Annotated in this window: 20 protein-coding genes; 14 read left to right on the top strand and 6 right to left on the bottom strand. The window is 68.5% G+C overall.

Annotated elements, in window-relative coordinates:
• Positions 1 to 5: 5 nt before the first annotated feature.
• Genes CKW34_RS09085 through CKW34_RS09100 form a run of 4 tightly spaced genes read right to left on the bottom strand, consistent with a single transcriptional unit; the run spans position 6 to position 5,353 of the window.
• Positions 6 to 755, bottom strand: coding sequence for an enoyl-CoA hydratase/isomerase family protein (locus tag CKW34_RS09085; RefSeq protein WP_059383884.1), 750 nt, complete (start codon positions 753 to 755; stop codon positions 6 to 8).
• Entirely contained in the window at positions 752 to 2,143 is a 1,392-nt protein-coding gene (locus CKW34_RS09090) for an amidase (protein WP_059383883.1), read from the bottom strand. The genes CKW34_RS09085 and CKW34_RS09090 overlap by 4 nt, the downstream gene beginning before the upstream one ends.
• On the bottom strand, positions 2,136 to 2,897 hold the full coding sequence (locus CKW34_RS09095) for an SDR family NAD(P)-dependent oxidoreductase (RefSeq protein WP_059383882.1): 762 nt from the start codon (positions 2,895 to 2,897) through the stop codon (positions 2,136 to 2,138). Before CKW34_RS09095 ends, CKW34_RS09090 begins: the two co-directional genes overlap by 8 nt.
• A 50-nt stretch (positions 2,898 to 2,947) precedes the next feature.
• Positions 2,948 to 5,353 carry an alpha/beta fold hydrolase gene (locus CKW34_RS09100; RefSeq protein WP_080968371.1) on the bottom strand — a complete coding sequence of 802 codons (2,406 nt, stop codon included), beginning with the start codon at positions 5,351 to 5,353 and terminating at the stop codon, positions 2,948 to 2,950.
• Positions 5,354 to 5,528: 175 nt separating this feature from the next.
• Between CKW34_RS09100 and CKW34_RS09105 the strand changes: the two genes are divergently transcribed.
• The 8 genes from CKW34_RS09105 to CKW34_RS09140 all read left to right on the top strand — a co-directional run bounded on the left by CKW34_RS09105 (position 5,529) and on the right by CKW34_RS09140 (position 12,472).
• Positions 5,529 to 6,146, top strand: a complete 618-nt coding sequence (locus CKW34_RS09105; RefSeq protein WP_059383881.1) for a TetR/AcrR family transcriptional regulator — start codon at positions 5,529 to 5,531, stop codon at positions 6,144 to 6,146.
• Between the two features lie 260 nt (positions 6,147 to 6,406).
• Positions 6,407 to 6,922 (top strand): dimethylamine monooxygenase subunit DmmA family protein, encoded by a 516-nt coding sequence (locus CKW34_RS09110; protein WP_231921860.1) that lies wholly within the window; start codon positions 6,407 to 6,409, stop codon positions 6,920 to 6,922.
• Positions 6,919 to 7,914: a PDR/VanB family oxidoreductase gene (locus CKW34_RS09115; RefSeq protein WP_059383879.1), complete on the top strand. Its 996-nt coding sequence runs from the start codon at positions 6,919 to 6,921 to the stop codon at positions 7,912 to 7,914. Before CKW34_RS09110 ends, CKW34_RS09115 begins: the two co-directional genes overlap by 4 nt.
• The gene (locus CKW34_RS09120) at positions 7,911 to 8,936 is read left to right on the top strand and encodes a heme-dependent oxidative N-demethylase family protein (RefSeq protein ID WP_080968370.1); all 1,026 of its coding nucleotides are present in this window, start codon (positions 7,911 to 7,913) and stop codon (positions 8,934 to 8,936) included. Before CKW34_RS09115 ends, CKW34_RS09120 begins: the two co-directional genes overlap by 4 nt.
• A gap of 124 nt (positions 8,937 to 9,060) precedes the next feature.
• Positions 9,061 to 10,272: a winged helix DNA-binding domain-containing protein gene (locus tag CKW34_RS09125; protein WP_080968381.1), complete on the top strand. Its 1,212-nt coding sequence runs from the start codon at positions 9,061 to 9,063 to the stop codon at positions 10,270 to 10,272.
• A gap of 9 nt (positions 10,273 to 10,281) precedes the next feature.
• Positions 10,282 to 10,887 carry a GNAT family N-acetyltransferase gene (locus tag CKW34_RS09130; RefSeq protein WP_059383878.1) on the top strand — a complete coding sequence of 202 codons (606 nt, stop codon included), beginning with the start codon at positions 10,282 to 10,284 and terminating at the stop codon, positions 10,885 to 10,887.
• Positions 10,888 to 11,006: 119 nt separating this feature from the next.
• Positions 11,007 to 11,459, top strand: a complete 453-nt coding sequence (locus CKW34_RS09135; RefSeq protein ID WP_059384853.1) for a hypothetical protein — start codon at positions 11,007 to 11,009, stop codon at positions 11,457 to 11,459.
• A complete protein-coding gene (locus CKW34_RS09140; protein ID WP_226949771.1) occupies positions 11,432 to 12,472 on the top strand; it encodes a DDE-type integrase/transposase/recombinase in 1,041 nt (346 codons plus the stop codon). The genes CKW34_RS09135 and CKW34_RS09140 overlap by 28 nt, the downstream gene beginning before the upstream one ends.
• A gap of 59 nt (positions 12,473 to 12,531) precedes the next feature.
• Here CKW34_RS09140 and thiD read toward each other — a convergent pair whose 3' ends face one another.
• Entirely contained in the window at positions 12,532 to 13,323 is a 792-nt protein-coding gene (thiD, locus tag CKW34_RS09145; protein WP_059381122.1) for a bifunctional hydroxymethylpyrimidine kinase/phosphomethylpyrimidine kinase, read from the bottom strand.
• A 124-nt stretch (positions 13,324 to 13,447) separates the two neighbouring features.
• Between thiD and CKW34_RS09150 the strand changes: the two genes are divergently transcribed.
• Positions 13,448 to 15,442 carry a S9 family peptidase gene (locus tag CKW34_RS09150; RefSeq protein ID WP_059381123.1) on the top strand — a complete coding sequence of 665 codons (1,995 nt, stop codon included), beginning with the start codon at positions 13,448 to 13,450 and terminating at the stop codon, positions 15,440 to 15,442.
• Positions 15,443 to 15,475: 33 nt separating this feature from the next.
• Here the strand turns inward: CKW34_RS09150 and CKW34_RS09155 are convergent, their stop codons facing one another.
• Complete coding sequence (locus CKW34_RS09155) at positions 15,476 to 15,841, bottom strand: hypothetical protein (RefSeq protein ID WP_059381472.1); 366 nt, start codon at positions 15,839 to 15,841, stop codon at positions 15,476 to 15,478.
• A 160-nt stretch (positions 15,842 to 16,001) separates the two neighbouring features.
• Between CKW34_RS09155 and CKW34_RS09160 the strand changes: the two genes are divergently transcribed.
• The 5 genes from CKW34_RS09160 (at position 16,002) to CKW34_RS09180 (ending at position 24,671) form a co-directional block, all read left to right on the top strand.
• Complete coding sequence (locus tag CKW34_RS09160; RefSeq protein ID WP_059381124.1) at positions 16,002 to 18,662, top strand: valine--tRNA ligase; 2,661 nt, start codon at positions 16,002 to 16,004, stop codon at positions 18,660 to 18,662.
• The gene (folC, locus tag CKW34_RS09165; protein ID WP_059381125.1) at positions 18,659 to 20,080 is read left to right on the top strand and encodes a bifunctional tetrahydrofolate synthase/dihydrofolate synthase; all 1,422 of its coding nucleotides are present in this window, start codon (positions 18,659 to 18,661) and stop codon (positions 20,078 to 20,080) included. Before CKW34_RS09160 ends, folC begins: the two co-directional genes overlap by 4 nt.
• Entirely contained in the window at positions 20,077 to 20,481 is a 405-nt protein-coding gene (locus tag CKW34_RS09170) for a DUF4233 domain-containing protein (RefSeq protein WP_016932615.1), read from the top strand. The genes folC and CKW34_RS09170 overlap by 4 nt, the downstream gene beginning before the upstream one ends.
• 16 nt (positions 20,482 to 20,497) lie before the next feature.
• A complete protein-coding gene (gene ndk, locus CKW34_RS09175) occupies positions 20,498 to 20,917 on the top strand; it encodes a nucleoside-diphosphate kinase (protein WP_006551181.1) in 420 nt (139 codons plus the stop codon).
• A 445-nt stretch (positions 20,918 to 21,362) separates the two neighbouring features.
• Positions 21,363 to 24,671, top strand: coding sequence for a translation initiation factor IF-2 N-terminal domain-containing protein (locus CKW34_RS09180; protein ID WP_059381126.1), 3,309 nt, complete (start codon positions 21,363 to 21,365; stop codon positions 24,669 to 24,671).
• The last annotated feature ends 38 nt before the right edge of the window (positions 24,672 to 24,709 follow it).

Genomic DNA, 24,709 nt, shown 5'->3' on the forward strand with positions numbered 1-24,709 from the left:
GAGGGTCAGGAGGCGGGGGTGCCGTGCCGCTCGGAGGCGGCCGCGACGGCGGCGTTCCGATCGGGGCTGTCCATCAATCGGATCCGGGTTCCCTGCCATTCGACGTCGTCGTAACGACCCTCGTCGAGGTGGTGGAGCAGTGAGTGGGTCGCGGCGAGAGCGTCGCGGGGGAGGCCGGAGAGGCGCTCTGCGAGCGTCAGCCCCTGTTCGCGGGGATCTCCGTCGGCCGTGTGGGTGACCAGTTCGCTGCGGAGTGCGTCGTCGGCGTCGAAGCGTTCGGCGAGCACCAGTAACCGGGTGATCGTCGTGCGGGGGAGCACCGCGTGGATCCGGCGGATCGACGCCGGGTTGTAGAGCAGGCCGAGCTCGACCGCCGGGACACGGAACCACGCCTTCGGACCCGCGATCCGGACGTCGCACGAGGTCGCCAGCTCGACGCCGGCGCCAACGCACGCTCCGTCCACGACCGCGACCACCGGCACCGCGCTGCTCCGGATCGCCGAGCACGCGTCCTCGAGGTCCCGGTCGTAGTCGAGATCCGCGGACGTCCCGGTCAGGTCTGCGAAATCCGCACCGGCACAGAACACCCGGTCCGAACTCGTCAGCACCACTGCGCGGACGTCCTCCGGAAGATGGGCGAAGACCTGCCGGATCTCGGTCAGCAGAGCGCGCGAGAGCGCATTCCGTCGTTCCGCGCGGTCGAGTACGACCTCGAGCACGGATCCGTGCCGCCGGCGGTCGAGCCCGGCGCTCACGGTACGGGCTCCGGTTCGCGGGATTCCACGTCGGCCCAGCGCTCGCGCACCGGCGCGTAGTCGAACGCGAGTGCGGCCTCCAGAGACTCGGCGAGGTTCAGCAGATCCGCGTCGCGTCCCTGCGCCGCCACGAGCTGAGCACCGATCGGGAGACCGTCGTGGACGCCGGCCGGCAGCGAGATCGCCGGAGTGGCGGCCACATTGAATGGGGACGTGAACGGGAAGGCGCCCCACAGCCAGTCCACCTTCTCACCGTCGATGGTCTTCGGCCGCTGGTCGTGTGGGAACGCGACCGTTGCCACCGTCGGGGTGAGAATCGCATCGAAGCGATGGAGGAAGGTATCGATGCGCCGGCGGAAGTCGAGCAGTGCCTGGCGGGCCACGGCGACATCCGCACTGCTCAACCGCATCGCGGCGCGCAGGCTCGCCTGCTCGTACGGGGTGAGCAACTCCGGCCGGTCGAGCAGGTGGGCCCGCTCGCGAAGTTCGTCGTCGAGCACGAGGGGGCCGAAGATCTCGTTCCATCCCTGGATCGGGATGTCGGTCTCGACGACCTCGTGCCCGAGATCGGACAGGGTGGCCGCGATCGACTCCAGGGTGCGGACGATCGCCGGATCGACGGGCCGGCCATCCGGGCGGGGACAGAAGGCGATCCGCCGGTTCGGCGCCGAGGCGCGGGCGAAGCTCGTCTCGGCGAGGACCTCGGTCATGATGCGGGCATCGTCCACCGACCAGGCGAGGGGCCCGGCGGTGACGAAATCCGTCATCGCCCGGAAACCGCGCTCGTCGGCACACAGGCCGGTGGTGGGCTTGTATCCCACGAGACCGCTGAAGGCCGCGGGGATCCGGATGGATCCGCCGCCGTCCGAACCGAGAGCGATCGTCGCGAGGCCGGCGCCGACCGAGGCCGCCGCGCCGCCGCTCGAACCGCCCGGGGTGCGCGTCGGGTCCCACGGATTGCCGGTCTCGGGTCCGAGCAGGTTGTCGCTGGTGGCGGACTGGCAGAACTCGGGCACGCTCGTCTTGCCGGGCATCACCGATCCTGCCGCGCGCAGCCGAGCGACGGCACCGGAATCCGATCGGGCGACGCGCCCACGCTGGGTGAGCGACCCGAGTCCGGTCTCCGTGTCGGCCAGGTGGAAGGCGTCCTTGATGGACACCGGCACCCCGAGCAGGGGTGCACGCTCACCGCGGCGGTAGCGTTCGGCCGCCTCGGCGGCCTGCAACCGTGCCAGATCGGATGTGACGGTCACATATGCGCGCGCCTCCGGATCGAACCGGTCGATCCGGTCGAGGACCTGCTCGGTCACGTCGATCGGGTTCAGGTCGCCGCGCGCGTAGGCGTCGGTGAGCTCCCGGACGGGAAGGTGCAACGGGTTGTCAGCCATGCGGATGCACCCCACCACTGATGCCGTAGACCTCACCGGTGACGTAACCGGCGTCGGGTCCGACGAGGAACGAGACGAGACCGGCGACGTCCTCGGGGCGGCCGACACGACCGACGCGGGAGCGGTTCTCCGCGTAGCCGGAGAAGAACTCGTCCGGGTAGATCTTGCGGAGGAAGTCGTTGTAGATCAGGCCCGGAGTGATGGCGTTGACGCGGATGCCGTGCTTACCGTTCTCGGCGGCGGCGACGCGGGTGAGCGCGAGGACACCGGCCTTGGCGGCGGAGTAGGCGGCGCCGTGCTCGGTGCTGGTCTCGTAGGCGGCGATCGAGCTGATGTTGACGATGGCGCCGGAGTTGTTCTTCTGCATTACCGGAAGCGCGTAGCGCATCGTGTAGAAGGTGCCGTTGAGGTCGACGTCGAGGCAACGCTTCCAGGTCTCCGAGGACATCTCGGCGACCGGCTCGATCTTGCTCCAGCCCGCGTTGTTGACGAGGACGTCGAGACGGCCCTTCTTCGAGGCGATCTCGGACACGACGGCCTCGACCCGGGACTCGTCGGTGACATCGAGTACGTAGTGGTCGAACTCGCGTCCGTGTTCGGCGGCCAGCTTCTCCGCGAGCTCCTGGGTGCGGCGCTCGTGGATGTCGGTGACGACGACATCGAAACCGTCTGCAGCGAGGCGGGTGGCGATCGCGGCGCCGATCCCGGCGCCCGCGGCAGCAGTGACGAGGGCGGTGGGGCGTTCTTGCATCATGGAGCCTTTCGGAAGAGCGGTGTGTCGGAAGTATTCGGTCGCAGTGCTTCTCAGGGGAGAAGGCCGCGGAGGATCTCGATCGACCGTTCCGGCTGATCGACGAGCATCAGGTGCCCGGCGCCGGTGATCTCGTGATAGGTGGCGTGCTCGATCGCGCCGAGGATGATGTCCGCGGCCTTCTTCGGGCAGAAGGTGTCGTGGTCGGCGCCGACGACCGCGACCTCGGTGTCGGGCGCGATGCGGGAGAGCTCGGGCGTCAGCGGCGCGTCGACGAGTGCGGCCATCGCGGTGGATGCGTTGATGTAACCCTGCGCTGCACCGACCGCCTCGAGGCGGAAGTCCGTGACGGCGTCGAGGTCGGAGTCCGGGTTGTGCAGGGCGGCGGCGGTGTCGTCGCGGAGGGCGGAGCGCTGCGCCTCGCCGTCGTCACCGCGGAACAGCTCGATGCGCCCGGCGTAGAAGCCGGCAGCACCGCGGCCGACGACGCTCGAGGTGCCCAGTGCGACGACCTTCGTCACGAGATCGGGGCGCTCGGCCGCGGCCGAGAGGACGACGGTGCCGCCGAGGGAGAAGCCGACGCAGATCGCGGGACCGGTGACCTCCTCGAGGAAGGCGATCAGATCGTCGCGCAGCTGGGCGAGCGTGCCCTCGGGCGAACCGACGGTGGTGCGTCCGTGCCCGCGGAGGTCGTAGGCGTAGGTGGTGACCGGCAGGCCGGCCTCCTGAACGGCGCGCCAGCTGCGGTGATCCTCGGCGAGGCCGTGGATCAGCACGACCGCAGGGCCCTCACCGGCGCGGGTGTAGGTCACGTCGATGTCGCGGAGCGTGACGGTCTGCGTCGTGAGCTCGACGGTGCTGCTGGTCATATCTTCTCCTGACGAGATCAGTTCTCTGAGAACGTTCTTGCGGATCTTCCCGGCGGGGGTCTCCGGCATGCTGGGCAGGACGCGGATCGATTCCGGCCACAGCCGCCGGGGCACGTCGCGCTCCGCGAGCCACCCGACGAGTTCGTCGAGGGTCGGGGCGGTGCCGAGCGGCTGGATCACCGCGCAGATGCGTTCGCCGAGTCGTTCGTCGGGGCTGCCGACGACGGCCACGCGTGCGATCTGCGGGTGTCCGGAGATGGCGTTCTCGATCTCGACGGGGGAGATGTTCACGCCACCGCGGATGATGAGGTCCTTGAGGCGTCCGGTCAGGCGCAGATAGCCGTTGTCGTCGACGATGCCGGTGTCGCCGGTGCGGAACCAGCCGTCGGTCGTGAACGAGTCACGGTAGAGCTGCTCCTGGCCGATGTATCCGAGGAAGAGCGACGGGGTGCGCATGACGATCTCGCCGTCGGTCCCGCGCGGTGCGAGCGTGCCGTCCTCACGGACGACCTCGAGGGTGACACCGGGCATCACCTTGCCGCAGGTGTACGCGACGAGCTCGGTGGAGTCGTCGGGGAGGCTCGAAGTCGCTCCACCCTCGCTCATCGCCCAGATCGCCGCGATACGGGTGTCGGGCATCTGCTCCTGCGCCAGTTCGATGAGGCTCGGGGCGACGGGGGCACCGCCGCACAGGAAGATCCGCATCCCGGCCAGCTTCGGGGTGGTGGAATCCCATGCGGTGTCGACAATGTCCTTGAGGAAAGGAGTTGCGGCGACAGTGATCTCGCAGCCGTGCTGTTCGACGAGTTCGAGGGCGCGGCGCGGGTCCCAGGCGTCCTGGAGGATCAGTGCCGCACCGGTCATCAGCGACATCCGGGCGCCGTGCCAGAAACCCGTGCTGTGGCCGAGCGGAGAGGGCATGAAGATCGGACGCTCACCGGAGACCTCGTAGCGGTCGATGACCATCCGGTTGTAGGCACTCAGACTCGCCTCGGAATGCGCGATCGCCTTCGACTTCCCGGTGGTGCTCGACGAGAACAGGACGTGCACGAGATCGTCCGGGTAGGCGGGGATCGTCGCGTGCGGACCGTCGAAGCTGCGCCAGGTGCGGGTTCCATCCTGGCCGTCGACCAGGAGGATCTGCACCTCACGTCCGAGTTCTGCTGCCAGGACCTCGGATTCGGCGACGAAGTCGCGGCCGCGGTGCGAGCGGGGGAGGACGACGGCCTTCGCGCCGACGAGATTCGCGGTGTAGGCGATGGATCGGGGATCGGTGGTCACCGGCAGGGTCCCGGCGACCATCTCGCCGCGGACCACTCCGAGATAGGCACCCATCCATTCGGTCCAGTTGGGCATGCAGACGATCACCATGTCGCCCCGGCCCAGACCGTGGGCGACGAGTTCGTGCTCGATGTCCGCGGCGAGCTCCCACAGTTCGGCGCGGGTCAGGGAGTGGCCCCGGTCGTCGCGAACGGCGAGGGCGTGGGGGTCGCTGTCGAGGTGCCCGAGGAACAGATCGAGAGGAGTCCGGGCGCCGGCGACGTGGCCGGCCGGCGCTGCGGTGGCGAGTGTGGTTGCACGGGAATTCACAGGGACTCCGTTCGAGGAAACGATGAAGAAGAAGGGCGCTGAGGGTCTGCGCGGTGTTGTTGAGACGATTCTGGGGGAGTAACGTGGCTCACGTCAAGAGAGTGACGTCGCTTTTTTGTTAACTCCGATGACGATCGTGTTGACCGGTTACGATTCCCGCAACGAAAGGAGGGACATGCCGCACCTACCGAACACCACCAAGGGGCGTCGCACCCGGACGAAACTGCTGGAAGCGGCCCGCGCGGTCTTCGCCCGCGACGGCTACGTCGGTGCCACCATGAGTGGTGTGGCGACGGAAGCGGGAATGTCGCTCGGGGGGCTGTACAGGTACTTCGGCGACAAGGAGGATCTGTTCTCTGCGCTGATCGCCGACACGCACGACGACCTGTTCCGTGCCAGTGGGGCAACCGAGCATCGCATCGAGGACGATCCCTACCAGGCGCTGCTCGAAGCGAACACCGGTTATCTGACGCACTACTACGACAACCGCGACATCATGCGCACGCTGGTCGAGGCGGCGAACGTCGATCCGCAGTTCCGGCAGTTCTGGTGGCAGATGCGCAACCGGCACATCGACCGCTTCACCACCGTCCTGCGGGTCAAGTGCGGGATGGACGAGGTCGACGGCGTCGACATCAGGGGCATGGTCGAAGCCGTGGCGTGCATGGTGGAGCAGTCGGCCTATGTCTGGTACGCCCAGGAGGAGATGCAGGCCGTGCCCATGCCTCTCGAACATGCCGCGCAGATCGTGACGCGGATCTGGCACTGCGCGTTCTTCGCTCCGGAGAGCTGACGAATACCTCGTTCGGGCCGTGGACCTCGATGTCCGCGGCCCGAACGTCGTGCCCCGAGAGGAATCGGTTACACGCGTTAACCGAGTGGCAACCCATCGCTGTGTTTCTTCCCATTATCGTCTGTTTCACGTCAGCGATCGGTATCAACCACACCCGGCGTGTCCACGCCGGTCCTCCCGAGGAGTTCTCATGCCCGAGATCGACACCACTGCAACCGCTTTCCTGCCGTTTCGGACTGGCGGAAGGCGCAGGTGATCGCGTGAGCGTCTGTATGGGCACCACCAGCGTCCCGAGGTGGGACGAGGAACGACGCATCGCCGGCGGGGGTCGCTACGTGACCGTCCTGTCCTTCGGTGACGCCGCCCTGGACCGGGCGCGCAGTCTCGTGTCGTCCTTCGGGGGTCGTCGTGTCGACTGGATCCGCCTTCCGGAGGAGTGGGGTGACACCGCCGCACAGATCCTGGAGCGGCAGGCGAGCGCAGCTCGTGTGGGATGGCGCCTCATGCTGGTCGGACCGGAAGCGACAGTGCTCGCGGCACGATCGGCGGCCGTGGCCGCAGGACTCCTCGACGACGAGATCCTTCCCCTCCCCGTGGATTCGGGGACGCGCACCGTCTACTGCGCGCACTGCCATTCGACGCACGTCGCCGACGTCGCGGTCGGACAGTCCAGCACCTGCCCGACCTGCGCCTCGGGACTCGTCGTCCACCACCATGTCTCCCGCCTGCACGCCGCCTATCTCGGCTTCGCCGTCGACGCGGAGGAACGCCCATGACGCTGACATCCGACGTCCCGGTGCGGAACTCGGCCGGCGGAACGGAACTGCAGTTGACGGTCGCGGAGACGATCGCGCTGACGCCCACCGTGCGACACGTCCGCCTCGTGGACCCTGCCGGCCGCACGCTTCCCTCCTTCACGCCCGGTAGTCACGTCGTCCTCACCTGCGGCACCGGACCCGGCGGGCGACCGCGGCGCAACTCGTATTCCCTGACCGGTCCCGCTTTCGAACCCGACCACTACGCGATCTCGGTGCGGCTGGAGGAATCCGGTCGCGGCGGGTCGCAGTGGGTCCACGATCTTCAGGTCGGTGACCGAGTCCCGGTCGGCACACCGCGCAGCGCATTCGCTCCGATCCTCACGGCCCGGCACCATCTGCTGGTCGCGGGTGGAATCGGGATCACGCCGATCCTGTCCCATGTCCGCGCGGCCGTGCAGTGGGGTCGATCGTTCGAGGTGCATTACGCCTTCCGCGACGGCGACGGTGCCCACCTCGACGAACTGCATGACCTGTGCGGACCGCGTCTGTACATCTACACGGCGCGCGAGGTCTTCCGGAAGCGGATGGGGCAGGCGCTGCTGGAGCAGCCCATCGGCACCCACCTCTACATGTGCGGTCCGACCGGTCTCGTCGACGACCTCTGTGAACGTGCGGGTCGCGCGGGGTGGCCCGACGCGCGTGTGCACTACGAGCACTTCCGGGTCGGCGACCTCGACCCGGGAGAACCGTTCACCGCACATCTGACCCGCCGCGTCATCGACGTCACCGTCGACTCGGGCGTCAGCCTGCTCGACGCACTCGAAAGTCGTGGCGTCGCAGTGCCCAATCTGTGCAGGCAGGGCGTGTGCGGTGAGTGCCGGCTGCCCGTCATGAGCGGAGGGATCGACCACCGTGATCTGTACCTGAGCGCTGCGGAGAAGGAAGCGGGAGACTGCGTGATGCCGTGCGTCTCCCGAGCGAACGGCCCACGATTGGAGCTGGATCTGTGAGTACGACAATCGATCTCGCCGTCCGCGACGACGACCTCGGGCTTCCCGATCGGATCGCGCGCTTCCCGTTTCCGTTCACTCGTGACACCTATCGCTACAGCACCAACGTCGAACCCGCCGGGAGTCCCGTTGCGACCGCCGCGGGCGGATGGGGCCGGCATCCCGTCGACATCGACGGCCACTATCTCGACGACCTCACCGAACGAGAGCGCATCCTCGGTGCCGACCCGACCCGGTTCCAGTCCCTGCCGCACATGGAGATCGCGCAGTGGGACGCGATGGTCACGCTCATGCGGATGCTCGCCGACGCGTACCCGGAGACCTTCGCACTCGAACGCGACGGTGAGGCGCGACTGTTCGTCAATCGCGCGCTCGGCGTCGAACAGTCCTTCGTCTTCGGTGATCGGTCGACGCTGCCCGACCCACCGCTGCGGTTCATCGGCAGGCACCTCCAGGAGGACGTCGTCCTGCTCGACCAGCGCGAAGGTGCCCTCTGGGGTGATGCCGGCCTGGTCACTTTCGCGGCCGACTGGTCGCTGCGATTCGACGTCGGCATGAGTTTCCGCCAGATCCACGGGCCGGTCCCGCGCGTCCACACCGAAGGAGTGATCCCGCGCGCCGAGCAGTTCCTCATGGGACTGCAGGCGGGACAGTGCTACCGACGCACGAACTGGTCGCTCAGCGTCGACCGGCGACTCGACCAGTCCACCGAGACCTATCCCGAATGGGGCCGCGACCGCCGACTGCTCGCCGAGGGGCCGCTCGAGGACGTCGGACGACGCCTGCACCTCCGCGTCGAGATCCAGCACCTCGTGCGTCTCGGCGTCTCCGGCGCGATCATGTTCCTCATCCGCACGCACCTGTTGTCGTTCGAGGACATAGCCCGGGTGCCCGAGTGGGCCGCGCGTCTCCACTCGGTTCTCGACGAACTTCCCGACGACATGGCCGATTACAAGGGCATCATGCGTACCCGCGGGCCGGGTCTGCGTTGGCTGCGTACCTACGGCGGCGTCCGATCCTGAACGCAGAACGAGGGGGAGGTTGTGTGCGGAATTTTTGATGGACACGCACCCAACCTCCCCGCAGTTCTCGATTCGGCTCGTCGGTAGCCCTCCTGCGTCGGACACCACCTCTACGATGTCGGCCATGGCTGTGCGCAGGATCGACGCAACCGAACGGCGAGCACGACTTGCCGCCAGGCACCGTCTGCACCCGAAGCACCGCGCGTCCGACGCGGTCGATGCGGCGAGGAGCCTGGTGTGCCTGCACGGCACCGACCCGGCGACCGTCTACCTGTCGGCGTGGGCGCGGGTGGGCGACTTCACTGTGGCCGACCTCGACAGGGCGCTCTACGACGACCGCGCCCTGGTCAAGCACACGGCCATGCGGCGCACCGTTTTCGTTGTCCCGCGCGACACCCTCTCGGTGGTGCAGGCCGGGGCGAGCGCCCGGGTTGCCGCCGCACAACGGCGCACAGTCGTCAAGGACGTCGTGAAGGCCGGATTGCACGACGACGGCGAGAGCTGGCTCGACGAGGTGAGCCGCCACATCCTCGCCGCTCTGGCCGACGGGCGGGAGGCGACATCGAGCGAGCTCAAGGCCGAGATCCCGCTCCTCGACGGCGCGCTGGAGTTCGGTGCCGGCAAATCCTGGGGTGGGCTGGTCACCTTCGCGCCTCGCGTGCTCACGGTGCTCTCCGCCGAGGGGAAAGTGGTCCGGGCGTCGAACAAGGGGTCGTGGCGGGTCTCGCGCCCCACCTGGACGACCACCGAGTCGTGGCTGGGCTCGGCCATCGACCCCGTCGACGAGGCGACGGGTGTGCGTGAACTCGTGCGGATGTGGCTGCGCGCATTCGGTCCCGGCACCGAGGCGGATCTGAAGTGGTGGCTCGGCTCCACCCTCACCGCCGTCCGCGCCGCCCTCGCCGAACTCGACGTGGTGGAGGTCGATCTCGACGGCCGCACCGGTTACCTGCTGTTCGACGACCTCGAACCGCAGGTCGAGGTCGAACCGTGGGGTGCGCTGCTGCCCGGTCTGGACCCCACGGTCATGGGGTGGACCGAACGCGAGTGGTATCTCGGGCCGTACAAGGAGGCGCTGTTCGACTCCAACGGCAACGCCGGTCCCACCGCCTGGTGGGACGGACGGATCGTCGGCACGTGGTGGCAGACCGACACGGGTGGGGTGAGCCTGCACCTGCTCGAGGACATCGGCGCCGAAGGCACCGCGGTGCTGCGCGAGGAAGCCGCCCGCCTCGACGACTGGCTGGGCGGGGTGCGGGTGATGCCGCGTTTCCCCACACCCCTCGCGAAGGAACTGGCCGCAGAAGGCAGGTCGTCGGGCGGATCTTCGTCGTAGGCTGCGGATATGGCCGTCGAACCGAGAACCGCCACGCGCAGCGACATTCCGGTCTTTGCTCGGGTGATCGCCGAGGCATTCTTCGACGATCCGGTCTTCACGTGGATGTTCCCGGACGAGGAGCACCGGATGCGCCGGATGACCCGATTCTTCGCCGCCGACGCCCGGCATCACATGGTGCCGTTGGAAGCCACCGACATCGCCGAGTCCGGCGGGACGGTCGGAGGTGCGGCGATGTGGGCGCCGCCCGGACGATGGCGCACCGATGTGTGGACCTCGCTCCGTCTCCTACCCGGCCTCTACGCCGCGCTCGGTCGCTACATGAAGCGGGGCGCACAGGTCAACGGAACCCTCGACGCGGCGCATCCGGACGAACCGCACTGGTACCTGTCGACGATCGGCACCTCACCCGCCGCGCGGGGGACCGGCCTCGGCAAAGCCCTCATGAAGGCCGGCCTCGACCGCGCCGACGCCGAACACGCTCCCGCCTACCTCGAATCGAGCAAGGAGTCGAACATCCGCTACTACGAGCGGTTCGGCTTCGAGGTCACCCGCGAGATCGTCATCCCCGGCGGCGGGCCGACGCTGTGGGGGATGTGGCGGCAGTCGCGCTGACGGGTATCGATCCGCGATCGAATTCGTCATTCGCTACAGCGATTCGTTGGTTGTCAGGATGGTCGTGAGACATCCTGACAACCAACGCGGGGATCGGAGCGACACAGATGTCCGACCTCATGACCATCCCCGTAGGACGAACCCAACAAGGCCACCGCGCGTTCTCCATGGCCTACAAAATCGAGTTCTTGCGCCGATGGGACACCTGCGTCGAACGCGGCGCCAAGACCCGACTGCTGCGCGAGAACAATCTCGCCCAAGGCACCGTCCGCCGCTGGCTGCAGGCCCGCGATGAGGGACACTTGCAGAAGTCGATGGTCGAAGCAGCAGACAAAGCGAGGGACCGATTGGACAGTCGAGACCGCGCGGAGCTCGCCGAACTCCGCCGCGAAAACGAACGCCTCCGCGACAAAGTCGCCCAGAGCGACGCCGCCGTGGAGATCCTGGGAAAAGCATTCGAGCTCTTGCAGGGGATCCACAAGACCTCGACCGACGAGACCACCGAGATCCCGCCGGCATTGATGAGCGCACGCGAGTACGCGCTGTGGCTCGAGCGCAAAGCGTTGTCCTGACCGACATCGTCACCGAACTGACCGAGGCGGGAATGTCGGTCACCCGGGGATGTGCGCTCGTGGGGATCGCCCGGTCGAGCTATTACCGGCGGGCCCACCACTACCGGCACTATCGGCCGGTCACCGATCCGATCCCGCAGCGACAGCGGCAGCAACCAGCGGCACTGTCGCCGGCCGAGAAGGCCACCATCGTCGCGTTGATCCTCGCCGAGGAGAACGCGGATCAGTCTGTGTGTCAAATCTATTGGCGTTCGTTCGATGACGGATTGGTGGACTGCTCGGAGGTCACGTTCTATCGGGTGGCCCGGGCCGAGAAGCTCACCGGGGACCGGCGTCGCAGCCGCACCGGAGGACCGTCGACGCCCCGCTGCGCACCGGTCGTCGAGGCCATCGACGTCGGGGACCTGTGGTCGTGGGACATCACGACACTCAAGGGGCCCCGCACGCAGGACCAGTTTCGGTTGTATCTGGCAATCGATGTGTACTCACGGTTTCCGGTGGCGTGGCGCATCGAATACCACGAGGACAAGGCCAAGGCGGTAGAGATGTTCACCGAAGCGTTCACCGCGTTCGGGGCGCCGGGGGTGTTGCATGCCGACAACGGGGCATCGATGCGGTCGGGGTTGTTGCTCGATGCCCTCGCCGCGGCGGGGGTCGTGTCGTCGTTCTCCCGTCCGCGGGTCAGTGACGACAATCCCTTCTCGGAGTCATTGTTCAAGACCATCAAGTACGACCTGACATGTCCGGATCGGTTCGATGATATCGATCATGCTCGGCGGTGGACCGAAGACTTCATGAACCGGTATGCGCTCGAGCACCGGCACGCAGGGCTGGGGCGGTACACGCCGGTGTCGGTGTTCCTCGGCAGTGCCGCCGAGGAACACCGACGTCGGCAGGAGCGTCTCAACCGGATCCACGAAAAGTATCCGCATCGGTTCCGGCGTCGACCGGCAGCGCCGGCGTTACCGCAACCGACGGGAATCAACACACCTGATCTGTCTCAGACAGGTTGACAACTTCCGGATTGCGGCAGCGGATGACGAATCGGATCGCGGATGCTTCCGCCTTCGGATCAGGCGCCCTGCCAGACCGTGTCGAACGGGGTGTTGGCGGACACACGTCCCTTGATCCCGGCGGTGACGAAATCCTTCGCGCGGGCCGCGGCGTCGGCGACCGACGCGCCCTTCGCGAGTTCGGCGGTGATCGCGGCGGCGAGGGTGCAGCCGGCGCCGGAGACGCGCTCGTTGCCGACCTTCGGTGCCGTCAGGAGGGTGACCTCGGAGCCGTCGAACAGCACGTCCACGGCGTCCTCGCCGTCGAGTTCGACGCCGCCCTTCGCGACGACGTACTGCGGGCCGAGGTCGTGGATGCGACGCGCGGCCTCGATGAGTTGGTCGACCGAGGTGATCTCGTCCATGCCGGACAGCGTGCGCGCCTCGAACAGGTTCGGGGTGACGACCGTGGCGTGGGGGAGCACCTGGGCGCGCAGTGCGTTGTCGGTGTCGAGCGCGGCGCCGGCCTCCTGGCCCTTGCAGATCAGGACCGGGTCGAGCACGACGTGCCGCCAGTCCTGCTTCTCGAGACCCTCGGCGACGACGTCGATCGTGGCGGGCGTGCCCAGCATGCCGATCTTCACCACGTCGAGGTTGTGGGCGGCGGTGGCGGCTTCGATCTGGTCGGCGATCACGTCGGCCGGGACGGGGAAGAAGCGGTGGCCCCAGTCGTTCTTCGGGTCGAACGAGACGATGCACGTCGTGGTGCCCACCCCGTACACCCCAAGCTGCTGGAACGTCTTGAGGTCGACCTGCAGACCGGCGCCACCGGTCGCTTCCGAGCCGGCGATGACGTATGCGAGGTCGACCATGTGAGTGCTCCGTTCGGACTGGGAGACGGCGTTTCCACGGGATGTACCCGCCGAACGACCAGGTTACAGACGTACCCGGTGCCACCTGCGGACCGCCCACCCTCGATCCCGATATCGTCCAGGCATGACGGCCTTCGACGAACTCGACGATTACCTGGCGCTTCCCCGTGTCACCTCCCTCACGATGTCTCCGGACGGGAAACGCCTGGTGATCACGCAGTCGATGCTCGACGAGAAAGCCACCTCGTACACCGGCGCGCTGTGGGAGGTGGATCCCGAAGGAACCGTCCCGGCGCGACGACTCACCCACGGCACCACGGGCGAATCGAACCCGACCTTCACCGCGACCGGCGACCTGCTGTTCACCGCCGCGCGGGGCAAGGACGACCCGCCGGTGTCGCTGTGGCGACTGCCCGTGGCGGGCGGCGAGGCCGAGCGCGTCCGGTCCCGCAAGGGTGGATTCGCCTCGGTGTATGCGGCGTCCGAGGCCGACCGGATCGTCCTCGTCGCGTCCGTCCTCGGCCACAGCGAGTCCGACGACGAACGGATCCGGGACGCCCGCAAGGACGGGGCCGTCACCGCAGTGCTGCACACGGGCTATCCGGTGCGCTACTGGGATCACGATCTCGGACCCGACCAGCCGCACCTGCTCGTCCCGGACAAGAGCGGCGACGGGTTCACCGATCTCACGCCGGGTATCCGGGGGTCGCTGCGTGATGCGTCGGTCGACATCGCCGCGGACGGTTCGTTCGCCGCGGCGACGTGGGTGGTCCCCGGTCCGCTCGCCTCGCGGCGCGTCACTCTCGTGCGCGTCGATCTGGGTACCGGACTGCGCACCCCGCTCGTCGACGACGAGACCGGCGACGTGACGCACCCGTCGATCTCGCGCGACGGGACGAAGCTCGCCTACCTGCACGAATCGATGAGCGACGCGGAGAACCCTCCGCAGATCACCGTCCGCGTCCTGGACATCGCGAGCGGAACCACGACCGTCGAGGCCCCCGAATGGGACAGGCGTCCCACTTCCGTCACCTGGCTGCCCGACGGTTCCGGTCTCGTGCTCGCCGCCGACGATCACGGACGCGCGCCGGTGTTCGTGCAGCGACTCGGGTCAGCACAGCCCGACCGCCTCACGACGGACGACGCCGCCTACACGGACGTCCACATCGCACCCGACGGCAGCACGGCATACGCGCTGCGGGCCTCCTACGAAGCACCGCCGCATCCCGTGCGCATCGACCTCACCGGACCCGACGCCGGCACCGTCACGCCGCTACGTGCTCCCGCTGCGCTCCCGGAACTTCCGGGACGTCTCGTGGAACTGACCACCGAGGCCTCCGACGGCACGCCGGTGCGGGCGTGGTTCGCGCTTCCGCACACAGCGTCCCCCGCCGACCCCGCTCCGATGCTGCTGTGGGTGCACGGTGGTCCGCTGAGCAGCTGGAACACGTGGTCGTGGCGCTGGAATCCGTGGCTTCTCGTCGCCCGCGGTTATGCGGTGCTGCTGCCCGATCCCGCACTGTCCACGGGATACGGCGACGACTTCGTCCGGCGCGGCTGGGGCCGGTGGGGGAGCGAACCGTACACCGATCTGATGTCGATCACCGACGCTGCGGTCGCGCGCGAGGACATCGATGAGGAACGGACCGCGGTGATGGGCGGATCCTTCGGTGGATATCTCGCCAACTGGATCGCCGGGCACACCGACCGGTTCCGCGCGATCGTCACCCACGCGGGTCTGTGGGCGCTGGACCAGTTCACCCCGACCACCGATGTGGCCTGGTACTGGCAGCGGGAGTTGACCCCGGAGATGGCGGTCGAGAACTCACCGCACCTGTTCGTCGCAGACATCGTCACGCCCATGCTCGTGATCCACGGCGACAAGGACTATCGCGTCCCGATCGGCGAGGCCCTGCGCCTGTGGTACGAGCTGCTCGACGAGTCGGGGCTGCCCGCGGAGGACGACGGCACCACCGTCCACCGCTTCCTGTACTTCCCGTCCGAGAACCACTGGGTGTTGAAGCCGCAGCACTCGAAGATCTGGTACCGAACCGTCGAGGCGTTCCTGTCCGAGCACGTGCTCGGCCGCCCGCTCGACCTGCCGGACGAGCTGGGCTGACCGAGGACGTCCTCCCGTGTGGTCGACCGTCCGCTATGCGGGTGGTCGCGGCTGGTCGCCGGGCGAGACCGGCGACCGGGTGAGTTCGTCGGTGGCCGGTGTCGACTCGCTCGCGGAGTCGGAGCCGGCCGACGAGTGCTGACCCGATCCGCCGCGATGGGTGACCTTCTCGGCGAGGCCACCGACCGTCTCCTGGAGGTGGGGTGCCTTCTCCTTCACGACGGTGGCCGCTTCCGTCACCTTGTCCTGAACCGCAGGAATGACCTTTTCCTGTACCGCCGGGTTGTGCCACAGCTCGTTCGAGCGTCCCCGCAATTTGTCGTACGTCTCGCGTCCCGCTCTGGTCCCCGCGACGAATCCCGCGGCTGCACCTGCAGCGAAGATCAATGCCCGCATCATGACGGTGTCCTCCGTCCTGTTCGTTCGGCGTCCGCGCATTCGGCCGCCCGGCACTGCCATACCCGGTCGGAGATAAGGCCACACTCTTCTGTCGCGACCCCTGCCCGGCACTGTCGTGGCCCGTGTCCAGGAGGTTCTCCGCGACGCTTACGATTGACGGGTGACCAGTGCGCCAGAGAACTCCCAGAACCCCGCCGACGCCCTTCCCAAGAGCTGGGACCCCAGCGCCGTCGAAGCGGAGCTCTACCAGCAGTGGGTCGACGCCGGCTACTTCGAGGCCGACCCCACGAGCGACAAGCCCGGGTACTCGATCGTTCTGCCGCCGCCGAACGTCACCGGCAGCCTGCACATGGGTCACGCCCTCGACCACACCCTCATGGACGTGCTCTCCCGCCGTAAGCGGATGCAGGGCTACGAGGTGCTGTGGCTGCCCGGCATGGACCACGCCGGCATCGCCACCCAGACCGTCGTCGAGAAGCAGCTCGCCGCCGACGGCAAGAAGAAGGAGGACCTCGGTCGCGAGGCCTTCATCGAGAAGGTCTGGCAGTGGAAGGCCGAGTCCGGCGGCATGATCCAGGGCCAGATGCGTCGCATCGGCGACGGTGTGGACTGGTCGCGCGACCGCTTCACCATGGACGAGGGCCTGTCCCGCGCCGTGCAGACGATGTTCAAGCGCCTCTACGACGAGGGTCTGATCTACCGCGCCGAGCGTCTGGTCAACTGGTCGCCCGTGCTGCAGACCGCGATCTCCGACATCGAGGTGAAGTTCGAGGAGGTCGAGGGCGAACTCGTCTCCCTGCGTTACGGCTCCCTGAACGACGACGAGCCGCACGTCGTCGTCGCCACGACTCGTGTGGAGACGATGCTCGGCGACACCGCCGTCGCGGTGCACCCCGAGGACGAGCGCTACAAGGACATCATCGGCACCACGCTCGAGCACCCGATCACCGGGCGGCAGATCCCGATCATCGCCGACGAATATGTCGACCCCGAATTCGGTACGGGCGCAGTGAAGATCACGCCTGCGCACGACCCCAACGACTTCGAGATGGGCCTGCGGCACGATCTGCCGATGCCCACGATCATGGACAAGGCCGGCCGTATCGCCGACTCCGGCACCCGTTTCGACGGCATGGACCGGTTCGAGGCGCGTGTCGCGATCCGCGAGGAACTCGCCGCGCAGGGCCGCGTCGTCGCCGAGAAGCGTCCCTATCTGCACAGCGTCGGCCACTCCGAGCGGTCCGGCGAGACCATCGAGCCGCGCCTGTCGATGCAGTGGTGGGTCAAGGTCGACAAGCTCGCCAAGGCCGCCGGCGACGCGGTGCGCAACGGCCACACCGTCATCCACCCGGCGAGCCAGGAACCGCGCTGGTTCGACTGGGTCGACAACATGCACGACTGGTGCATCTCGCGTCAGCTGTGGTGGGGCCACCGCATCCCGATCTGGTACGGCCCGAACGGCGAGGTCGAATGCTTCGGCCCCGACGAGACCGCACCCGAGGGCTGGGAGCAGGACCCGGACGTGCTCGACACGTGGTTCTCGTCCGGTCTGTGGCCGTTCTCCACGATGGGCTGGCCGGAGAAGACTCCCGAGCTCGACAAGTTCTATCCCACCAGTGTTCTCGTCACCGGCTACGACATCCTGTTCTTCTGGGTCGCCCGCATGATGATGTTCGGCACCTACGTGTCGGGCGACGACGCGGTGCACCAGGCGCAGGTTCCGTTCCGGGATCTGTTCCTGCACGGCCTCGTCCGCGACCAGTTCGGCAAGAAGATGTCGAAGTCTCGCGGCAACGGCATCGACCCCCTGGACTGGGTCGAGCGTTTCGGCGCCGACGCCCTGCGCTTCACGCTGGCGCGCGGCGCGAACCCGGGTGGCGACCTCGCCGTCGGTGAGGACCACGCCCAGTCGTCGCGCAACTTCGCGAACAAGCTGTTCAACGCGACCAAGTTCGCGCTGATGAACGGCGCGGTGATCGGCGAACTCCCGGTCCGCGAGCAGCTCACCGACGCCGACCGGTGGATCCTCGACCGCCTCGAGCAGGTGCGCACCGAGGTCGACGCGGCCTTCGACCACTACGAGTTCTCGAAGGCATGCGAGGCGCTCTACCACTTCGCGTGGGACGAGGTCTGCGACTGGTATCTCGAGCTCGCCAAGGTCCAGCTCGCCGAGGGCAGTGCCCACGCCGACGGCACCAAGGTCGTGCTCGGCACCGTCCTCGACCAGTTGCTGCGCCTGCTGCACCCGGTCATCCCGTTCGTCACCGAGACCCTCTGGAAGGTGCTCACCGGCGGCGAGTCCGTCGTGATCGCGTCCTGGCCCGAGGCGTCCGGCGTGGCCACCGACGAGACCGCGGCGCAGCGTGTCGCCGACCTGCAGAAGCTCGTCACCGAGGTCCGCCGGTTCCGCAGCGATCAGGGCCTCAAGCCGTCGCAGAAGGTTGCGGCCCGGCTCGTCGGTGTCGAGGACGCCGATCTCGTCGCGCAGGTGCCGGCGGCGCAGTCGCTCGCGCGTCTGACCGCGCCGGAGGACTCGTTCTCGGCCACCGCGTCGATCGAGGTCCGGCTGAGCCGCGCGACGGTCACCGTCGAGCTCGACACCTCCGGCAGCATCGACGTGGGCGCCGAGATCGCCCGCCTGCGCAAGGATCTCGCCGCCGCGGAGAAGGAGCTGACGGGTACCTCCGCGAAGCTGTCCAACGAGGCCTTCCTCGCGAAGGCACCCGACCAGGTGGTCGAGAAGATCCGCGGTCGCAAGCAGATCGCGGAAGAAGAGATCGCACGGATCACCGCACGACTGAAGGAGCTGGGCGCGGCGTGAGCACCGACACCCCGGGGGCGCCGTCCCCGGTGGACCTGGCCGAACTGACGCTCGTCGAAGCCGAGCTCGACAAGCGCTGGCCGGAGACGAAGATCGAACCGTCCCTGGCGCGGATCGCTGCGCTCATGGACATCCTCGGGTCGCCGCAGAACAGCTACCCGTCGATCCACGTGGCCGGCACGAACGGCAAGACCTCGACGGCCCGGATGATCGACGCGCTGCTCACCCGCATGCATCACCGGGTCGGCCGGACGACGAGCCCGCACCTGCAGCTCGCCACCGAGCGGATCAGCATCGACGGCGCACCGGTCTCGCCGCGCACCTACGTCGACACCTACCGCGACGTCGAACCGTACGTCCGGATGATCGACGACCAATCCGAGGCGGCCGGTGGCCCGAGGATGAGCAAGTTCGAGGTCACCACCGCCATGGCGTTCGCGGCGTTCGCCGACGCGCCCGTCGACGTGGCGGTCGTCGAGGTGGGTCTCGGTGGCCGGTGGGACGCCACCAACGTCGTCACCGGGCAGGTCGCCGTGATCACGCCGGTCGGCATCGACCACACCGGCTATCTCGGCGACACCCTCACGGAGATCGCGGGGGAGAAGGCCGGGATCATCAAGAAGGCACCCGACGACGGTCTCGTGCCCCGCGACACCGTGGCGATCATCGCGCAGCAGGAGCCCGAGGCGATGGACGTGCTGCTGCGGCAGGCCGTCGAGGCCGACGCGGCCGTGGCCCGTCAGGGTTCCGAGTTCGCGGTGGTGCGGCGTGCGGTCGCCGTCGGTGGACAGCAGATCGACCTGCAGGGTCTCGGCGGTCTCTACACCGACATCTTCCTGCCGCTCCACGGCGAGCACCAGGCCCACAACGCGTCTCTCGCGCTTGCCGCCGTCGAGGCGTTCTTCGGAGCGGGTCCCGACAAGCAACTCGACGTCGAGGCGGTGCGCGACGCGTTCGCGTCGGTGACCACCCCGGGCCGGCTCGAACGGGTGCGCAATGCGCCCACCGTCTTCCTCGACGCCGCGCACAACCCGCACGGTGCGAAGGCCCTCGCGGCCGCGCTCGCGCAGGAATTCGACTTCCGCAAGCTCGTGGGCGTCGTGAGCGTGATGGCCGACAAGGACGTCGCGGGTCTGATCGAGGCGCTCGAACCGGTCTTCGACGAGATCGTCGTCACCCACAACGGGTCGCCGCGGGCGATGGACGTCGACGATCTCGCGAACATCGCCGTCGCCCGATTCGGCGACGAACGGGTCGTCACGGCGTCGACGCTCCCGGATGCGATCGAGACCGCGATCGCGATCGCGGAGGAGGTCGGCGAGCCCGGCGAAGCGGTGTCGGGCGCCGGGGTCGTGGTCACCGGTTCGGTGGTGACCGCAGGTGCGGCCCGCAGTCTGTTCGGAAAGGATCCCGCGTGAGCAACGACAAGCCGGAGGAACAGAAGTTCCGGCCGCCGACGACGGACCCCTGGAAGGGCTTCCGCGGCGTGATGGCGGGAACGCTCGTGCTCGAGGCGATCGTGGTGCTGCTGGTGTTGCCGGTGATCGCGACCGTCGGCGGGGGATTGAGCGCGTGGTCGACGACCTATGTCGTGGGCCTCGCCGTTCTCATGTTCCTCGGAGCCGGGGTGCAGAAGAAGTCGTGGGCGATCCCCTTCAACATCACGCTGCAGGTGCTCGCCGTGCTGGGCTTCTTCGTCGACCTCGCATTCGGTGCGGTGGGTGTGCTCTTCGCCGTGGTGTGGGCGTACATCTTCTACCTGCGCAAGGACATCAGGGATCGCGAATCCAGGGGGCTGCTCCCGGGCCAGCGGGACTGACCTCTAGGCTTGTCGCGTGACTGAGCGGACCCTGGTACTGATCAAGCCCGACGGCGTCGCACGCCGTCACGTCGGAGAAATCCTCTCGCGCATCGAGCGCAAGGGGCTGGACATCGTGGCTCTCGAGCTGCGCACCGCGACCGAGGAGGTCGCCGGAGCGCACTACGCAGAGCACGAGGGCAAGCCCTTCTACCCCTCGCTGATCGAGTTCATCACCGGCGGCCCCCTCGTGGCCGCGGTCCTCGAGGGCCCCCGCGCGATCGCGGCGTTCCGGCAGCTCGCCGGTGGCACCGATCCGGTCGAGAAGGCCGTCCCCGGCTCGATCCGCGGCGACCTCGGCCTGGATCCGGGAGAGAACCTGGTCCACGGTTCCGACTCGGTGGAGTCCGCCGAGCGCGAGATCGCCCTCTGGTTCCCCGCCCTGGCTGCGAAGTAACAACCCCGCACCGAGCGGCGCCTGGCGTGTCGCTCGAGATACCTCTCGGGCGTCGCGCTTCGCGCCTCCCGACACCGCCGACGGCGCCCTCCGGGGCGCCGTTGGCGTATCCGTGCATCTCCGTGTGGGATACTGGCAGAGGTTGCCCCGCACACACCGCGTGCGGAGCGGCCGAACGACATCACGGATCGATGCCCGACATCGCTGTGGCCGAGGACGAAGGAGACACCTCGCTCGGCGGCACGCTGGATGTTCCGGCGCTCGACCCGCGATCAAGCCAGGCATTGCTCGGCCGTGCAGTGAAAACGGGCACCGGACGACCGCGCGATGCGAGACCGGAAGGACTCGCGCCCACCCGGCGCGAGTACACAAGCTGCGCCCCCGCGTGGCCGCTCACATCGCTGTTGTCGGTGGTGGACGCGCCCGGGGGCCTTAGGAGACCTACGTGGCCGATCAAGAGCCGCCGGAGAACAACTCGATCGAAGCGTCGGACGCAGGGGGACGGAACCTCCTCGGTCTGCCTGCCAAGATCCGCGTCCATGCCCTCGCCAAGTTGCTGGGGCTGACCAGTAAGCAGGTGATTGCGAAGGCCGCCGAGCGCGGCACCGAGCTGCGCAGTGCGCACTCGACCCTTCCGCGCGACGTCGCGGAGGACCTGCACGCCGCGTTGAGCGACGACACGGGCACGCCCGAGCCTGCCGTGCAGCAAGCCGGAACTGCGCCCGAAACTGCAGAGCAGACGGCTCCCGAGGTCGAGACCGCCCCCGAGCCTGTCGCGGAGAAGGCTGCGGAGAGCACCGAGGCCCTGCCGGTCGAGAGCGACGACTTGCGACCCGCAGAGAAGACTGCGGACGAGACTGCACCGCAGGCACTCGACATCCCCTCCGTCGGAGGACCCACCGGGCTGTTCACGTCGGTGGAGCAGAGCACGCCGCTGTTCGAGATGCCCGAGCCGTCCACCACGGCCGAGCCGATCGTCGCCGCACCGCTGTTCCTCCAGCCCGAGGTACCCTCGCCGGCCGAGGAGGAGGAGACCCGCCCGCGTCGACGTCGCGCACGCCGCGGCAAGGACACCGAGCAGACTCCGGTCGAGGACGAGCAGCAGACCGCCGAGCCGGCCGCCGCCGAGTCCACCGAGGAAGCGCCGTCGCAGCAGGCGGACGAGGACCAGGACGACCAGCCGCGTCGCCGCCGCCGCGGACGTCGCGGTCGTGGACGTGGCCGCGGGGACGGCACGGACACCGATCAGCAGGACGAGACCACCGCGAGCGGCGAGGACTCCGAGTCCTCCGACGCGGAGACGGACAAGTCCGCTGCAGCGGAGTCCACCGCCGCGGAGACTCCTGCGGAGGAGACCGCCGGCGCCGAGGAGAGCACCTCCGACGAGGCCGCCTCGGGCGACGATCAGAGCAGCGACGAGCACGATTCCGACGACGAGCAGGGCGGCGGGACCTCCCGTCGCCGTCGCCGTCGCCGTCGCCGTCGCCGTCGCGGTTCCTCCGACACCGACACCGCGAGCACCGACGACGACTCGGTTCCCACGGTCGTCCACGAGCGGGAGCCGCGTCCCAAGAGCCGCGCCAAGGACGAGGTCCAGGGCATCAGCGGTTCGACGCGTCTCGAGGCGAAGCGTCAGCGTCGGCGCGACGGCCGCGAGGCCGGTCGCCGGCGGCCCCCGATCCTCACCGAATCCGAGTTCCTCGCCCGTCGCGAGGCCGTCGACCGGGTCATGGTCGTGCGCGAACGCACGGGCGGTTCCCACGCGGGCATGACGCAGGTTGCGGTGCTCGAGGACGGCATCCTCGTCGAGCACTTCGTCACGACCTCCGGTTCGGCGTCGATGGTCGGCAACATCTATCTCGGCCGCGTGCAGAACGTCCTTCCGTCCATGGAGGCCGCGTTCATCGACATCGGCCGTGGCCGCAACGGCGTGCTCTACGCCGGTGAGGTGAACTGGGAGGCCGCTGGCCTCGGAGGCAACTCCCGCAAGATCGAGCAGGCCCTCAAGCCCGGCGACCAGGTGGTCGTGCAGGTCAGCAAGGACCCGGTCGGTCACAAGGGTGCGCGTCTGACCACCCAGATCAGCCTTGCCGGACGCTTCCTGGTGTACGTGCCGGGCGGCTCGTCCACGGGCATCAGCCGCAAGCTGCCCGACACCGAGCGCAAACGCCTCAAGGACATCCTCCGCGAGATCGTCCCCTCCGAGGCGGGCGTGATCATCCGTACCGCCGCCGAGGGCGTGAGCGAGGAGGAACTCTCGCGCGACGTCACCCGCCTGCAGACGCAGTGGGAGGCGATCCGCGAGCAGTCCGAGAAGCTGCAGGCCGACGCATCGGGACAGCCGAAGACGCTCTACGAGGAGCCGGATCTGCTCGTGAAGGTCGTGCGCGACCTGTTCAACGAGGACTTCTCCAAGCTCGTCATCGAGGGCGACTCGGCGTGGAACACCGTCGAGAGCTACATCCGGACGGTCGCACCCGACCTGCTGCCGCGCGTCGAGCGCTACCGCTCGGAGAACTCGGTGGACGTCTTCGGTGCGCACCGCATCGACGAGCAGCTCGCGAAGGCTCTCGACCGCAAGGTGTGGCTGCCGTCCGGTGGCACGCTCGTCATCGACCGCACCGAGGCGATGACTGTCATCGACGTCAACACCGGCAAGTTCACCGGGTCCGGCGGCAACCTCGAGGAGACGGTCACCCGTAACAACCTCGAGGCGGCCGAGGAGATCGTCCGCCAGATGCGCCTGCGCGACATCGGCGGCATGATCGTCGTCGACTTCATCGACATGGTGCTCGAATCCAACCGCGACCTCGTGCTGCGTCGCCTGACCGAGGCTCTCGGCCGGGACCGCACCCGCCACCAGGTCTCGGAGGTCACCTCGCTCGGCCTCGTCCAGATGACGCGCAAGCGGCTCGGGACCGGTCTCGTCGAGGCGTTCTCCACCACCTGTGAGCACTGCAACGGCCGCGGCCTCATCGTGCACTCGGAGCCGATCGAGTCGAAGTCCTCGGACGACTCCGGTCGTTCGTCCGGCGGCGGTTCGCGGCGCAAGCGTGGACGCGACAAGAGCTCGCAGGAGCCCGCCGCCGAGACGCACACGACGCCGTCGCCCGAAGAGGTCGTCAAGCGTGCCGCGCACCCCGTCGCGCTCGCGATGGCCGCGCACCACTCGACACCGGCCGCGGACGCTCCGGCCGCAGAGCCGACAGCGACCGAGACCGCATCCGAGGCGGCGTCCGCACCTGCGGGCGACGTCGACCCGGTCAAGGTCACCGAGCCGCTGCGGGCCGTCGAGCCCGAGAAGGTCGCCGCGCCGACGAAGGAGCCCGTCGCGGGGGAGGACGCCACCACGGTGACGACCGCCTCCGACGAGCCCGCCGAGATCGAGGCAGAGGTCGCAGCGGCGGAATCCGCGGTCGCCGACACGGCCGTGTCCGAGGCTCCTGTGGCCGAGACGGCCGTCTCCGGAGCAGGGGAGAGCGCCGACGGTGCGGCTTCCGTCGAGGCCGCAGAACCGGCTCCGCGTCGTCGTCGGGCACGCAGGGTCGCCCGGGCGGCGGCAGCGCCCGCCGGGGACGGTGGGCCTGCAGCCAAGGTGTTCGTCGTCCCCGCGACGACCGGCACCTCGACCGGAACCGAGCCGGACTCCCGGCCGAGCCCACCGGTCGAGACGCCGGTGGAGATCGTGCGGCGGCCGCGTTCGCGGCGTGCCGCAGGGCGCCCCGCCGGACCTCCGGTGGACGCCGAGGCGTGATCCTCCGCTTCCGGGCCGGTCACCACCGGCCCGGAAGC

Origin of the sequence: Rhodococcus rhodochrous (assembly GCF_900187265.1) — a bacterium.
Lineage (GTDB): Bacteria > Actinomycetota > Actinomycetes > Mycobacteriales > Mycobacteriaceae > Rhodococcus > Rhodococcus rhodochrous.